This window comes from Lichenihabitans sp. PAMC28606, assembly GCF_020616535.1.
Classification (GTDB): domain Bacteria; phylum Pseudomonadota; class Alphaproteobacteria; order Rhizobiales; family Beijerinckiaceae; genus Lichenihabitans; species Lichenihabitans psoromatis.
Genome location: NZ_CP085136.1, coordinates 2,351,835 through 2,366,168, shown reverse-complemented (window position 1 = coordinate 2,366,168; position 14,334 = coordinate 2,351,835). Strand labels below are relative to the sequence as shown.

Annotated in this window: 12 protein-coding genes; 10 read left to right on the top strand and 2 right to left on the bottom strand. The window is 62.1% G+C overall.

From position 1 onward, the window contains the following. The first annotated feature begins 34 nt into the window (after positions 1 to 34). A complete protein-coding gene (gene sdhA / locus LGH83_RS11145) occupies positions 35 to 1,864 on the top strand; it encodes a succinate dehydrogenase flavoprotein subunit (protein WP_131113753.1) in 1,830 nt (609 codons plus the stop codon). Between the two features lie 109 nt (positions 1,865 to 1,973). Then, positions 1,974 to 2,753 (top strand): succinate dehydrogenase iron-sulfur subunit, encoded by a 780-nt coding sequence (locus LGH83_RS11140; RefSeq protein WP_131113752.1) that lies wholly within the window; start codon positions 1,974 to 1,976, stop codon positions 2,751 to 2,753. 113 nt (positions 2,754 to 2,866) lie between these two features. Here LGH83_RS11140 and purC read toward each other — a convergent pair whose 3' ends face one another. Next, entirely contained in the window at positions 2,867 to 3,661 is a 795-nt protein-coding gene (gene purC, locus LGH83_RS11135) for a phosphoribosylaminoimidazolesuccinocarboxamide synthase (RefSeq protein ID WP_131113751.1), read from the bottom strand. Positions 3,662 to 4,166: 505 nt separating this feature from the next. Here purC and tesB point away from each other — a divergent pair. From tesB to LGH83_RS11100, 7 genes are all read left to right on the top strand, one after another. Next, positions 4,167 to 5,036 carry an acyl-CoA thioesterase II gene (tesB, locus tag LGH83_RS11130; protein WP_227398741.1) on the top strand — a complete coding sequence of 290 codons (870 nt, stop codon included), beginning with the start codon at positions 4,167 to 4,169 and terminating at the stop codon, positions 5,034 to 5,036. A 228-nt stretch (positions 5,037 to 5,264) separates the two neighbouring features. Then, a complete protein-coding gene (locus tag LGH83_RS11125) occupies positions 5,265 to 5,603 on the top strand; it encodes a P-II family nitrogen regulator (protein WP_131113749.1) in 339 nt (112 codons plus the stop codon). Positions 5,604 to 5,637: 34 nt separating this feature from the next. Beyond that, the gene (locus tag LGH83_RS11120; protein ID WP_227398740.1) at positions 5,638 to 7,149 is read left to right on the top strand and encodes an ammonium transporter; all 1,512 of its coding nucleotides are present in this window, start codon (positions 5,638 to 5,640) and stop codon (positions 7,147 to 7,149) included. 200 nt (positions 7,150 to 7,349) lie between these two features. After that, positions 7,350 to 9,971: a DNA translocase FtsK gene (locus LGH83_RS11115; protein WP_227398739.1), complete on the top strand. Its 2,622-nt coding sequence runs from the start codon at positions 7,350 to 7,352 to the stop codon at positions 9,969 to 9,971. 136 nt (positions 9,972 to 10,107) lie between these two features. Further along, the gene (locus LGH83_RS11110; RefSeq protein ID WP_227398738.1) at positions 10,108 to 11,202 is read left to right on the top strand and encodes a sensor histidine kinase; all 1,095 of its coding nucleotides are present in this window, start codon (positions 10,108 to 10,110) and stop codon (positions 11,200 to 11,202) included. Positions 11,203 to 11,245: 43 nt separating this feature from the next. Beyond that, the gene (locus tag LGH83_RS11105) at positions 11,246 to 11,869 is read left to right on the top strand and encodes a tyrosine phosphatase family protein (protein ID WP_227398737.1); all 624 of its coding nucleotides are present in this window, start codon (positions 11,246 to 11,248) and stop codon (positions 11,867 to 11,869) included. Between the two features lie 15 nt (positions 11,870 to 11,884). Then, a complete protein-coding gene (locus tag LGH83_RS11100) occupies positions 11,885 to 12,373 on the top strand; it encodes a YaiI/YqxD family protein (protein ID WP_227398736.1) in 489 nt (162 codons plus the stop codon). 21 nt (positions 12,374 to 12,394) lie between these two features. On the opposite strand, the gene LGH83_RS11095 is transcribed toward LGH83_RS11100, so the two are convergent. Next, positions 12,395 to 13,198, bottom strand: coding sequence for a fatty acid desaturase (locus LGH83_RS11095; protein WP_227398735.1), 804 nt, complete (start codon positions 13,196 to 13,198; stop codon positions 12,395 to 12,397). 284 nt (positions 13,199 to 13,482) lie between these two features. On the opposite strand from LGH83_RS11095, the gene LGH83_RS11090 reads away from it, so the two are divergent. After that, complete coding sequence (locus tag LGH83_RS11090) at positions 13,483 to 14,331, top strand: helix-turn-helix domain-containing protein (protein WP_227398734.1); 849 nt, start codon at positions 13,483 to 13,485, stop codon at positions 14,329 to 14,331. Positions 14,332 to 14,334: the final 3 nt, after the last annotated feature.

The following is a 14,334-nucleotide window of genomic DNA, read 5'->3' as shown; positions in this document are numbered from 1 at the left end:
GCCATTGTGGATGCAGGCACGAGGACGAAACGTCATGGCGACCAATGGAACTGCGAGCACGGGCACCTCGTCCACCGCGCCGGCTTATGCGATAACCGACCACACCTTCGATGTGATCGTTGTCGGTGCCGGTGGGGCTGGGCTCCGCGCCACCGTCGGTTGCGCCCGCGCCGGGCTTCGCACCGCCTGCATCACCAAGGTTTTCCCGACCCGGTCGCATACCGTCGCGGCGCAAGGCGGCATCTCGGCATCGCTCGGCAATATGGGGCCGGACGACTGGCGCTGGCACATGTACGATACGGTGAAGGGCTCGGATTGGCTCGGCGACCAGGACGCGATCGAATATCTCTGCCGCAATGCCCCAGCCGCCGTTTACGAGCTTGAACATTGGGGCGTGCCTTTCTCCCGCACTCAGGAAGGCAAGATCTACCAGCGCCCGTTTGGCGGCATGACGACGGACTATGGCAAGGGCACGGCGCAGCGCACCTGTGCGGCCGCCGACCGCACCGGGCACGCCATTTTGCACACGCTCTACGGGCAGGCGCTGCGGGCCAAGACGGAATTCTTCATTGAATATTTCGCCATCGACCTCATCATGAATGAGGGTCGCTGCGTCGGCGTCGTGGCGCTGAAACTCGACGATGGCACGATGCATCGCTTCCGTGCCAATCTCGTAGTGCTGGCGACGGGTGGCTACGGGCGCGCCTATTTCTCGGCCACCTCGGCGCATACCTGCACGGGTGATGGGAATGCGATGGTGCTGCGCGCGGGCCTGCCGCTGCAGGATATGGAATTCGTGCAATTTCACCCGACCGGCATCTATGGGGCAGGGTGCCTCATCACGGAAGGGTCACGCGGCGAAGGCGGCTATCTCACAAATTCCGAAGGTGAGCGCTTCATGGAGCGTTATGCGCCCTCCGCGAAGGATCTTGCCTCGCGCGATGTTGTTTCGCGCGCCATGACGATGGAAATCCGTGATGGCCGAGGCGTCGGCCGCGAGAAGGATCACATCTTCCTGCATCTCGACCATCTCGATCCGAAGATCCTGGCCGAGCGGCTGCCGGGTATTTCCGAAAGCGCCAAGATCTTCGCTGGCGTCGATGTCACCAAAGAGCCGATCCCGGTGCTGCCAACCGTTCATTACAACATGGGTGGTATTCCCACGAACTATCACGGCGAGGTGCTGACCAAGGTTGGCGGCGACCCGGATACCGTTGTGCCGGGCCTGATGGCGATCGGCGAAGCGGCCTGCGTGTCGGTTCATGGCGCCAACCGGCTTGGATCGAATTCGCTGATCGATCTTGTCGTCTTCGGTCGCGCCGCGGGTCAGCGCGCTGCCGAGCTCGTCACACCTGGCGAAAAGCAGATGGAACTGCCGAAGGATAGCGCCGATCTGGCGCTCTCGCGGCTCGATCGCATGCGCTACGCCAAGGGCGCGCAGCCGACGGCGGATCTGCGGCTCAGCATGCAAAAGACCATGCAGAATAATTGCGCGGTGTTCCGCACCGGCGAAATCCTCGAGGAAGGCTCGAAGATGATCCACGACGTGTGGAGCCTCTCGGCCAATATCGGGACGACCGATCGCTCGCTGATCTGGAACACGGACCTGATCGAGACGCTGGAATATGACAACCTGATCGCCCAAGCCGTCGTCACCATGGACAGCGCATTGAACCGGACGGAGTCGCGCGGTGCCCATGCACGCGAGGATCACCCGAATCGCGACGACAAGACCTGGATGAAGCACACGCTGGCTTGGCTCGACGAGCGCAGCCAAAAGGTGACGATCGATTATCGGCCCGTCCACACCTACACGATGACCAACGACGTTCAGTATGTGGAGCCGAAAGCGCGCGTCTACTAGCGCCGCCGAGGTCCCACACCGAGGCTGCGCCGTCCGCCTCCGCCACTTGCACGATCGGGCTAGGCCCGAGGCTTTCATCAAGAGCCAATTTACCGAAGAGTCGAAGTCGATGGTCGAACTAGCGCTTCCGAAAAACTCCCGGGTCCAGGCCGGTAAGGTATGGCCGAAACCCGCCGGGGCGACGCGGACGAAGGAGTTCCGTGTCTATCGCTGGGATCCGGATGATGACAGCAACCCGCGCATCGACACCTATTTCGTCGACCTTGAAACCTGTGGCCCCATGGTGCTCGACGGGCTGATCTGGATCAAATCGAAGGTCGATGCGACGCTGACGTTCCGCCGCTCCTGTCGTGAGGGAATCTGCGGCTCGTGCGCCATGAATATTGATGGCACCAACACGCTCGCCTGCACCAAGGGCATGGACGAGGTGAAGGGAGCCGTGAAGCTCTATCCGTTGCCGCATATGGAGGTGCTGAAGGATCTTGTCCCCGATCTGACGCGCTTTTACGCGCAGCATGCCCTCATCGAGCCATGGCTTCACACCACCTCGCCGGAGCCCGAGAAGGAGTGGATCCAGTCGCCGCAGGCACGTCATAAGCTCGACGGCCTTTACGAGTGCATCCTCTGCGCCTGCTGCTCGACATCTTGCCCGAGCTACTGGTGGAACGGCGATCGCTATCTCGGCCCGGCGGCGCTGCTGCAGGCTTACCGCTGGTTGATCGACAGCCGCGATGAAGCCACAGGGTCTCGGCTTGATACGCTCGAGGATCCATTTCGTCTGTATCGCTGCCACACGATCATGAACTGCGCCAAGGCTTGCCCGAAAGGGTTGAACCCCGCCAAGGCGATCTCCGAAATCAAGAACATGATGGTGGCGCGGCAGAACTAGCGCGCTCGGCTTACCGACGCTCGGCAAGTGAGACGCTCGATAAAAACAAAAGCGCTATGGCCGAAGGCCATGGCGCTTTTGTTTTGTGCGACGGTGAGGCGCGTGCCTGACGTTTACTGAACCAGTTGGGGTCCTGCGGGACGAGCCGCTTCGCTCTCCTGCATGATGCCGAGACGACGCGCGACTTCCGTATAGGCCTCGACGAGGCCGCCGAGATCGCGACGGAAACGGTCTTTATCCATCTTGTCGTTCGACTTGATGTCCCACAGGCGGCATGAGTCGGGAGAGATCTCATCCGCGACCACGATCCGCATCATATCACCTTCCCAGAGGCGACCCGTTTCCATCTTGAAGTCGATAAGACGGATACCGACGCCGAGAAAGAGGCCGGACAGGAAGTCGTTGACGCGGATCGCCAACGCCATGATGTCGTCGATCTCCTGCGGACTGGCCCAACCAAAGGCCGTGATATGCTCCTCGGAGACCATGGGATCGTTGAGAGCATCGTTCTTGTAATAGAACTCGATGATTGAACGCGGCAGTTGCGTGCCTTCCTCGATGCCAAGGCGTGTCGCGAGCGAGCCTGCCGCAACGTTACGGACCACAACCTCGAGCGGGATGATCTCCACTTCCTTGATCAACTGCTCGCGCATGTTGAGCCGGCGGATGAAATGGGTCGGAACGCCGATGTTGTTTAGGTGCTGGAAAATGAACTCGGAAATCCGATTGTTCAGCACGCCCTTGCCGTCGATGACCTGATGTTTCTTGGCGTTGAACGCTGTTGCATCGTCTTTGAAATGTTGGATGAGGGTTCCAGGCTCGGGTCCTTCGTAGAGGACTTTCGCCTTGCCCTCGTAAATGCGACGACGGCGGTTCATGGGGATCAACCGTGGCTTGAGGAAATCCATGGGGCGGCCGGGGCTCCTGTGCTTAAAAATCCCGTCTGGCTTTCGCGCAGGCAAAGATTTCGTTCATCCGAGTGGCCGTATGGCGGTCAAACGGCAAATCAGCTCAACCGACCCAACAACCCCCTCTTACGCGATTGCTCGACCCAGTACAACGTATCGCACGAGCGTCGGCTTTAGCTCTTTCATGCTCGCATGTAGGCATCTCGACCGGCTTACGCAATGCCGCCCTGCCACAGCGGTGATGCAAGCACGCGTGTCAGGCGCGTTTCGCCCCTCCGGCCTTGTTGATGACGACCGATCGAGAGAGGTGGATGCGGCATGGTCCAACGCCGTCATCGAGATCACTCGGCGATCGCTGTCGCTCAAGCCATCGACGACATCACGCCCAGGATGAGGTTTTGTTGGCAGAGGCCGAGCTCGACGTGCAGAGATAGGCCGCCAGCCGAAAAGCCCGAGCGTCATGCGGCCGGGCCGAACAGGCGCAATTGATGCTGGATGAGACGCAATGGCTTTCTCGGTAACCGATCTTCTTGCGATCCTCGAACTCGAGCAGATCGAGGAGAATATCTTTCGCGGAAGAAGCCCGCAGATCGGGTGGCAACGCATTTTCGGCGGTCTCGTGATCGCCCAGGCCATGGTGGCGGCGGCTCGAACCGTGCCGGATCGGCCGCCACATTCGCTCCACGGCTATTTCATCCTGCCCGGTGACCCCGCGGCCCCCATCATCTTCGAGGTCGATCGTCTGCGCGATGGCAAAAGCTTTTCGACTCGCCAATGCGTCGCGATCCAGCATGGGCGCCCGATCTTCTCGCTCTCGGCCTCGTTCCAGGTGGAGGAGCCCGGGCTCGACCATCAGATCGAGATGCCTGACGTTCCCCCGCCGGAGTCGCTTCCGAGCGAGGCCGACATCATGGCGCTGAATCCGTCGACCCTGCCGGAGGGCATCAAGCGCTATTTCGACCGCGAACGGCCGGTCGAACTCCGGCCGGTCGATCTCAGCCGATACCTGCCGGTGGCGGACGCCGAACCCCGCTCGCCAAAGCAACATATCTGGATGAGGGCTTCACACCCGCTGCCCGACGATCCATCGATCCACCGAGCGTTTTTGGCCTATCTGTCTGATATGACGCTGCTCGACACATCGCTTGTGGTTCACAATCGTTCGCTCTTCGATGGCGGGCTGCAAGTCGCCAGCCTCGATCATTCGCTTTGGTTTCATCGGGCCTTCAGGGCGGATCAGTGGCTGCTTTATGCACAAGATAGCCCGAGCTCATCCGGAGCACGCGGCCTGACGCGGGGGCTGATCTATACGCGCGAGGGGACCCTGGTGGCCTCAGTGGCGCAGGAGGGCCTCATTCGCGTCCGAGCTGGTTAGTTTAGGCGCACAAATTATAGGCATATTTATGCATCATTTATGAACCAATGAGGCTCCGATCGCTCGATCGGGGCCTTTTTTGCGTCCGAAATAAAGTTTTTTGCTGACGGAACTCTTTGGCACACGCTTTGAAGGACAGGGTTCAACGCTGCTCGCCTGAAAAGCCGAGGAGGCTGACCATGCGACGCTGGAATCATTGATCCGGGTCGCGCGAAAGGATGTGCCGAGATGAAGATTGTGATGGCGATCATCAAGCCCTTCAAGCTTGAGGAAGTCCGCGATGCGCTGACGGCGGTCGGCGTCCACGGGCTCACCGTGACCGAGGTCAAAGGCTATGGCCGGCAGAAGGGCCATACCGAGATCTATCGCGGCGCCGAATATGCCGTGAGCTTCCTGCCCAAGCTGAAGATCGAAGTCGCGGTCGCGGCCGAGCTGCTCGATACCGTGATCGACGCCATCACGGCGACGGCCCGCACCGGCCAGATCGGCGACGGCAAGATCTTCGTCACCCCGCTCGAAAGAGCGGTTCGCATCCGGACCGGGGAAAAAGACACGGACGCGCTCTGATCGCCGTCGCGACCTATCCATTTGGAGCCATGAAATGAAGTTTTTGCCTAAGATAACGCCACAACGAGCGAGCATCGGCCTGGGTATTCTGGCGGTCCTGCTCACGGCGGGAGCTGTCTACGCACAGACCCCGACCGTGCAGCCGGTCGCGCCCCCCGCGGCTCCGACCCCCGATAAGGGCGATACGGCCTGGATGCTTGTATCCTCGGCTCTGGTGCTGATGATGTCGATTCCCGGCCTCGCGCTGTTCTACGGCGGGTTGGTGCGGACCAAGAACATGCTGTCGGTTCTCAGCCAGGTCATGATGATCGTGGCGCTGGTCGGCGTGATCTGGGTGCTCTGGGGCTACTCGGAAGCCTTCACGGACGGCGGCAGCATGACCGCCTATGTGGGCGGCATGAGCAAAGTCTTCCTCATGGGCGTGACCCCGTCCTCGAATGTCGCGACCTTCTCGAACGGCGTCGTCATCCCGGAACTCGCCTATATGGTGTTTCAGATGACCTTCGCGATGATCACGCCCGCGCTGATCATCGGCTCCTTCGCCGAGCGCATCAAATTCTCGGCGCTCGTCGTGTTCATCATTCTCTGGGTCACGTTCATCTACTTCCCGATCGCCCATTGGGTCTGGTATGTCGCGGCGCCCGATGACGTCGCCAACGCGGCCAAGGCCGTTGCGGCCGCTGGTGCCGATGCAACCGCGAAGGCAGCCGCTCAGGTCAAGCTCGATGCCATCACCAGCAATGCGGGCTGGCTGGCGCAGGCTGGCGCGCTCGATTTCGCCGGCGGCACGGTCGTGCATATCGACGCGGGTATCGCCGGCCTCGTCGGCGCGCTCTTCATCGGCAAGCGGATCGGTTACCCGCGTGAACCGATGCCGCCCCACTCGTTGACCATGACGATGATCGGCGCCTCGCTTCTCTGGGTCGGTTGGTTCGGCTTCAACGCTGGCTCGAACCTCGAGTCGAACGGCACGACGGCCCTGGCCTTCGTCAATACGATGGTGGCCACCGCTGCCGCGACCATCTCCTGGTTGTTCGTCGAATGGGCCGTCAAGGGAAAGCCCTCGCTGCTCGGTATGGCATCTGGTGCCGTCGCGGGTCTCGTCGCGGTCACGCCGGCCTCCGGTTTCGCCGGGCCCATGGGCTCAGTGGTTCTGGGTCTGTTGGTCAGCCCGATCTGCCTCTTCTTCGTCTCGACCGTGAAGAGCAGGTTCGGCTACGACGACGCGCTCGACGTTTTCGGCGTGCATTGCATCGGCGGCATTTTCGGCGCGCTGATGACCGGCATTCTCGTGGCTCCGTATTTCGGTGGCACGGGCCTGACCGACTACACCAACTATGCCAACGGCAATGCCGGCACCTACGACATGGCCACCCAGATGATTGCGCAGGGCAAAGCCGTGCTGGCCACTCTGGTGTGGTCCGGCGTCGGCTCGGCGATCCTCTACAAGCTCGTCGATCTCGTGATCGGTCTGCGGGTTTCGCCCGATAAGGAGCGCGAAGGTCTCGACATCGCCGAGCATAGCGAGCGCGCCTACAATTACTGATCCGTTTGGCGTCACCGCCTCTCTGGATGACTTTACGGAAGGCGGTCCCACCGGGGCCGCCTTTTTTGCATCCGCGCCTCGGCGCCGGCGATAAACGTTAAGCAATCTCCAGATGTCGTTAACCATTCGGGACTAGGGTTCGAGTGGGGTCCGCCATGCGCGATTCCCGGAGAGGCCAGCCTCACGGCTCGGAAGGGTTCATGCGCACCTCGACCTTATCGCCAACCGACTATCTGTCCGACGCCGCCCGCGATTTTCTGGCGCGGCGGACGGCTGAAGTCGTCGGTCTGGCGCTGTTGGTCGGCACCGTCGTGGTCGGCCTGTCGCTCGCCTCCTGGTCGATTCGCGACCCGAGTTGGAACCATGCGACGGACGCGGCTGTCCATAATCTGATGGGCGCTCCTGGCGCGGTTGCGGCCGATCTCATCATGCAACTCGTCGGCGTTGCCGTCATCGCCATCCTGACTCCCATCGCCTGCTGGGGCTGGCGGCTTCTGGTCCGCAAGCGTCTCGATCGTTTAAAGCTCCGTTTTGGCCTGCTGACCGCCGGAGCCGCAGCGGCGGCCGCGCTCGCGTCCTTGCTGCCCGCGACGGACCGCTGGCCGCTGCCGACCGGGCTCGGCGGTGTTGCGGGCGACGCGCTTCTGGCCGTGCCGCGCCGGCTCTTCGGTCATTCCGAGCCTGTCTTCATCATTCTCGCGCTGATTCTGGCCGGCATCGCCATCCTGACCCTGACGGCCTCGGCCGGCTTTGGCTTGAAGGACAAGCAGGTCGAAGAGGACGAGCCGGCCTCCACTTTCGATTGGGTGTCGGCACCGCGCCAGTCCCGCTCGGCCGAAGAGGATCGCGATGGCGAGCCCGGCTTCGCGCTGGTGTCGCTCGGGGCGGCCATCCACGCGGGCCTGACCTTGAAATCAGCCGTGCTGCGGTTCATTCGCCGCCGCCGGCATGCCGACGATCGGGGCCCGGAGCCTTATGCACCTTGGGTCGGCCGCGAGCCTGACGACAGCCCGTTCGCCGATCTTCATCAGGATGCTGCTGTGCCGCCTGCGGCGCGATCTCGCGTGGAGCCGACCTTTGGCGCGCCGGCCCGCGCTGCCATCCCGCAGCCTCAAGCGCCGCGCCCCCCTCGAGGCAAGCCGGACACCGTCCCCTCGTCCATGCCCGGTATGGGCAACGGCCTTGCTGGGCCACGCGTCATTCAGCCGGCGATGGCGAGCCCATCCCGCTCGACAGACGGCTTTTCCGGGCGTCCGTCCTCGCGCCGGGGCGACGTCTATGAGTTGCCGCCGCTCGGAATTCTCGCTGAAGCCAAGGCACAGCCGGCCAACCGCATTTCCGAAGATGCGTTGGAGCAAAACGCGCGTCTTCTGGAAGGCGTGCTCGAGGATTTCGGCATTCGCGGCGAGATCATCAACGTGCGGCCCGGTCCGGTGGTGACGCTTTATGAGCTCGAACCCGCTCCTGGCATCAAATCCTCCCGCGTGGTCGGCCTAGCGGACGACATCGCCCGGTCGATGTCGGCCATTTCGGCCCGTGTCGCCGTCGTCCAGGGCCGCAACGCCATCGGCATCGAATTGCCGAACCAGCGTCGCGACACGGTCTATCTGCGGGAGTTGCTGGGTCAGCACGACTTCGAGGAGTCCAAGCACAAGCTGGCGATCGCGCTAGGCAAGACGATCGGCGGTGAACCCGTCATCGTGGATCTGGCCCGGATGCCGCATCTGCTCGTCGCCGGCACCACCGGCTCGGGCAAGTCCGTCGCGATCAACACCATGATCCTGTCGCTGCTCTATCGGCTGAAACCGGAAGAGTGCCGCCTCATCATGGTCGATCCCAAAATGCTGGAATTGTCGGTCTATGATGGCATCCCGCATCTCCTGACCCCGGTCGTGACCGATCCCAAAAAGGCCGTCGTGGCGCTGAAATGGGCCGTGCGCGAGATGGAGGATCGTTACAAGAAGATGTCCAAGGTCGGTGTCCGCAACATCGACGGGTTCAACGTCCGGGTCGCCGACGCCAAGACCAAGGGCGAAGTCATCACCCGCACGGTGCAGACGGGCTACGACCGGGAGACCGGCGAGGCCATCTACGAGCAGGAGGCGATGGACCTGACGGTGCTGCCCTATATCGTCGTTATCGTCGACGAAATGGCCGACCTGATGATGGTGGCCGGCAAGGATATCGAAGGCGCGATCCAGCGGCTCGCTCAGATGGCGCGCGCGGCGGGCATCCATCTCATCATGGCGACGCAACGCCCCTCGGTCGACGTCATCACCGGCACCATCAAGGCGAATTTCCCGACCCGCATCTCCTTCCAGGTCACGTCCAAGATCGACTCGCGCACCATCTTGGGCGAGCAGGGCGCCGAGCAACTGCTCGGGCAGGGCGACATGCTCTACATGGCCGGTGGCGGCCGGATCAGCCGCGTGCACGGCCCCTTCGTCAGCGATGGCGAGGTCGAAAAAGTGGTGGCGCATCTGAAAACGCAAGGTCAGCCAGACTATCTCGACGTCACGGTCGAGGAGCCGGATCTCAGCACAGAGGATGACGCCGCCGGTGGCGCGCTGCCGGGCGGGATGGATGCGGAGGAATCCGGCGACCTCTACGATCGTGCGGTCGCGATCGTGTTGCGCGACAAGAAGTGCTCGACCTCCTACATCCAGCGTCGCTTGTCGGTGGGTTACAACAAGGCCGCGTCGCTCGTCGAACGCATGGAGCAGGAGGGTGTCGTCGCACCCGCCAATCATGCCGGGAAGCGGGAAATCCTGGTGGGCGGAGGCGTCGATCGCGGTGCCTATGATCTTCAGGACGATCAATAAGACGGCCGGATCTCCGGTCGAATCCACAAGGTTTTCAGACGAAGCCGATCACTTTGGCGGAACTGCAAATGCGTCCTCGCCGATCACCAGCGCGCGTGCGGGTGTCGACAGAATGCCTGGGAGCACGGTCGTGATCATGGACCTTCCGTTGCGTCACCCCGAACAAGCGCCGCTCGTGCGTGGGCAGCACGATGCCTTTGCGGCCGCCTTCAGGTCGATCCGCACCGCGATCATCATGACCGACCCGACACTTCCGGATAATCCCATCGTCTTTGCCAACGACGCTTTTCTGCAACTCACGGGCTATGCGAGCCACGATGTCGTCGGTCGCAACTGCCGCTTTCTCCAGGGACCCGAGACAAGCGCCGAAACGGTCGAGCATCTTCGTCGAGGCGTCGCAGCACGAGGCGACGTGTCGGCCGTAATCCTGAACTATCGCCAGGACGGGACGACCTTCTGGAATGCGGTGTCGATCACGCCTGTGCTCGATGACATCGGAGCAGTCGCGCTTTTCGTTGGAACCCTGGCCGACGTGACGGCGGCGCGCGAGCGGCAGCGGGCCGATCGTCAGGCCGAGCAGGACCTTACGGCGCGCAATCGTGAACTCGAAAACGCGCTCGACGTGCAGCATCTGCTGGTGGCCGAAATCGATCACCGAACTAAGAACAACCTGCAGATGGTCAGCGCCATGCTGACGCTGCAAACCATGAGCATCCCCGACCCGGAGCTGCGACGCACGCTGCAGGAAATGCTGGAGCGGGTCGATGCGCTTGGCCTCGTTCACAAGCGGCTCTACGAATTGTCACAGCGGACGCGGTTCGATCTCGCCGACTTCATCCACGAGCTCCTCGACACGATCCTCGGGGCTTCCGGGCGCCGCGACATCGTCGTCGACCAACGCTTGAATGCCGTGGTGATCGGCGCCGATCAGGCGGCGGCGGTCGCGCTCATCCTCAACGAGGTTCTGACCAACGCGATCAAGCATGGTTTCCCGAGCGGACGGCATGGCAGCCTGACGGTCGTGCTCGCCGCAAAGGGAGATCGATGCCTCATTACGATCGCGGATGATGGCGTGGGGCTTCCGACCGAAAAGGCAGTGGGCCCGACTTTCGGGACGACGCTCGTCGAGACGCTGGCACGACATCTCCACGCGGCGATCGCTTGGACGCGGGCCCAGCCCGGAACGGTGTTCACACTCGACTTCCCGATCAAGGTCGCGGCCTCTCCCTGAGGCGCCGGATGGCGATCGCAGGACCGGCATGATAAACAGCCGGATGGCTATCGATGCTCTCTCGCTTCTCACCATTTGCGGACTCGACGAAATCGAGGGTCACCGCTCACGAAACGTCACGCACGTCCTGTCGATCCTCGATCCCGAGTGGCCGGACCCCGATTTCACGACCTATCCGCCCTCGCATGTCCGCACGGTTCTGCGTTTCCACGACATCATCGATCCGACGCCCGGCATGGTGCTGCCGACGGAGGCGGACGTGGATAGCATCCTGGCGTTCGGGCGCGCGATTACGGCCGATGGCGGAACACCCGAAGCGCATCTGTTGGTGCATTGCCACGCCGGCATCTCCCGCTCGACCGCCGCGATGATCATGATCCTGGCGCAGGCCTCTCCCGACCAGGACGAGGCAAGCATCGTCGAGCGCGTGTTTTCCATTCGCGACAAGGCATGGCCCAACCACCTGATGATTGCCTTCGCGGACCGGCGCCTCGGTCGCGCGGGTCGCCTGACAACCGCCACCAACGACCTTTACCGGCGTCATCTCACCCGTCGCCCCGATCTTGCCGGGTTGATGACCAAACTCGGGCGCGCCCGGGAAGTCGCGATCGGGTTGGATCTGGGAAAGCTCCACGAGGCTGGGCATGGCGCGTCGGTTGGTGGCTGAACCGGTCCACCAAGCATGAGCGCGGAGCCCTCGACCAAACCGATCGTCATCTATGTCGATGCCGATGCCTGCCCGGTGAAGGCCGAAGTCTATCGCGTCGCGGAGCGACACGGCCTCGACGTGCATGTCGTGGCCAACAGCCCGATCGCCGTGCCGCGCGACCTGTTCATCCACCGCGTCGTGGTGGCGAGCGGCCCGGACGCGGCCGATGATTGGATCGCCGAGCGGGCGATCCACGGCGATATCGTCATCACGGCCGATGTGCCGCTCGCGGCCCGTTGCGTGAAGACCGGCGCCAGCGTCATCGCACCCTATGGCAAGCCATTCACCGAAGCCTCGATCGGCATGGCGCTTGCCACACGAGATCTGATGGACCAATTGCGCTCGTCCGGCGAAATCACGGGAGGCCCGAAGCCGTTTTCGCCAAAGGATCGGTCAACCTTTCTGCAGGAACTCGACCGATCGATCATGCGGCTCAAACGGAGCGGCTTCGGTCGGGCTTGAGGTCGGCCCGGCCGATCGGCATCAGGGTTTGTCGAACGGGTGCACGTTCACGTCATGCGGCGTGAAGAGGAAACGCCTGACAACCTCGCCATAGCCGTCATAGACCAGCCCGCCATTGGCGGCGAGCAACCGGTCGCGGTTGATCTTGTACCAGCCCGGCAGTTCATACCATGGCATGAGCGGGCGCTCGTGATGAGCGGCATGCAGGTTGTTGAAAAGGAAGAGCAGCCCAAAAAACCAGCTATTTTCAACGATTGCGGTACGCTCGAAGATGCCTTCCTCCGCCCGATGCTCGGCGAAGGACCGCAACAGCAACAGCGCCGTGCCGGGATAGACGACGCAGAACAGGTAGAACGCGATATTCATGTGGCAGACGCCGACGACCCAGAACAGCACTGCCGCACAGCCGAGCGCGTGCCAGGCCCAGATCCGCTTGTGGACCCGGTTGCCCTTGGCCAGGAGCTTGGCTTCGGACAGGAGATAGCGGCCGATATTCCAAGCCGGACCGATCACAAGCCGTCCCGCGAGCGTCGTATGGATGTGAACGATCGCGCGTCCGATAGGCCCGATCGCGGCCCACTGCTCCGCGGTCCAATAATAGGTTTCCGGGTCGTCGAGCGGATCGGTCAGCGCGTCGTCGCAATGATGCACGAGGTGCGACATGCGATAGGATTCGAACGGAAGCCAGAGCGACAACGGGACAAAGCCCAGCAAGCGATTGATCTTGCGCGAAGGGGTCGGATGACCGTGGATGAATTCGTGCTGCATCGACGAGTGCCAAGCGACCAGGATTGATCCGAGCATGGCAACCAGAAGCGTCGGCATGTGTTGATGAAAAAACGTAACGACCGCGAAACCGCCATAGATCGCCGCCGAAAGCGCGAGTGACGGCCATTCGATGGTCCGACTGCGTCGCCTCGCGACTGTTCCCCTCGACACGTGCGCCGTCACATCTTGTCTCCTCACGTTACGATTCGCATGGAGGAGTTTGAACCGGACATGTTCTGCGATTCAACGATGATGATGTCGCAATAAATATCGTCTGGTGACGAATATCACGCTATTGATTGCTATATAATATTTGACGATATTTCCATCGTGGAGCCGCCATGGCACGGAACAACACCGTCGGTCTTTTCCGCCGCAGACTCGAGAGCGTGATCGGTCGTGCGGGGCTGACGACATCCGGCTTCGCGCGCCTTGCCAACATCGATCGCTCGACCCTGTCGCAACTTCTCGACGACACCGATCCTCGTCTTCCCCGGGCCGACACGTTGATGGCCATCGCGACCGCGGCGCATGTGTCGACCGATTGGCTACTCGGCCTCAGTCAGCGCGAGGAGGTTGGCGCCGAGATTATCCAGGCGATGCTGCAGATCGAAATGCACGATCGCGGGCCGGCCGACGATCATTTCGTCGCCTGGCTCAACGAAGCGGAAGGCTATCGCATCCGAACGGTGCCGGTCGCTTTGCCGGATTTCGTCAAGACCGAAGCGGTGCTTCAGTTCGAATATGGGAGCACGGAGAATGTGGCGCCCGTGCAGTTCGACACCGTGCGGGCACGGCTCGACTATATGTCCAAGGCCGACAATGACGTCGAAGTCTGTCTCGCACTGCAAGATCTTCAGGCGTTCGCCGACGGACAGGATATCTGGTCCGACCTACCGCTGGACGCGCGTCGCGACCAGATCGAGCATCTCAACGCCATCTATCGGAGCGCTTATCCGGGACTTCGCTTCTACCTCTATGATCGGAAGACGGTCTATTCGGCGCCTTTCACGGTCTTCGGGCCCAAACGCGCCGTCGTTTTTCTCGGGCCGAGCTACCTCGTGCTCAACGGCTCCGACCACATCCGCATGTTTGCCCGCCGCTTCGACGATCTGATCCGGCTGGCTGTCGTCCAGCCGCATGGTGTGGAATCCTTCCTGCACGACCTGCTCGACCGAATGACGCCATGAAGG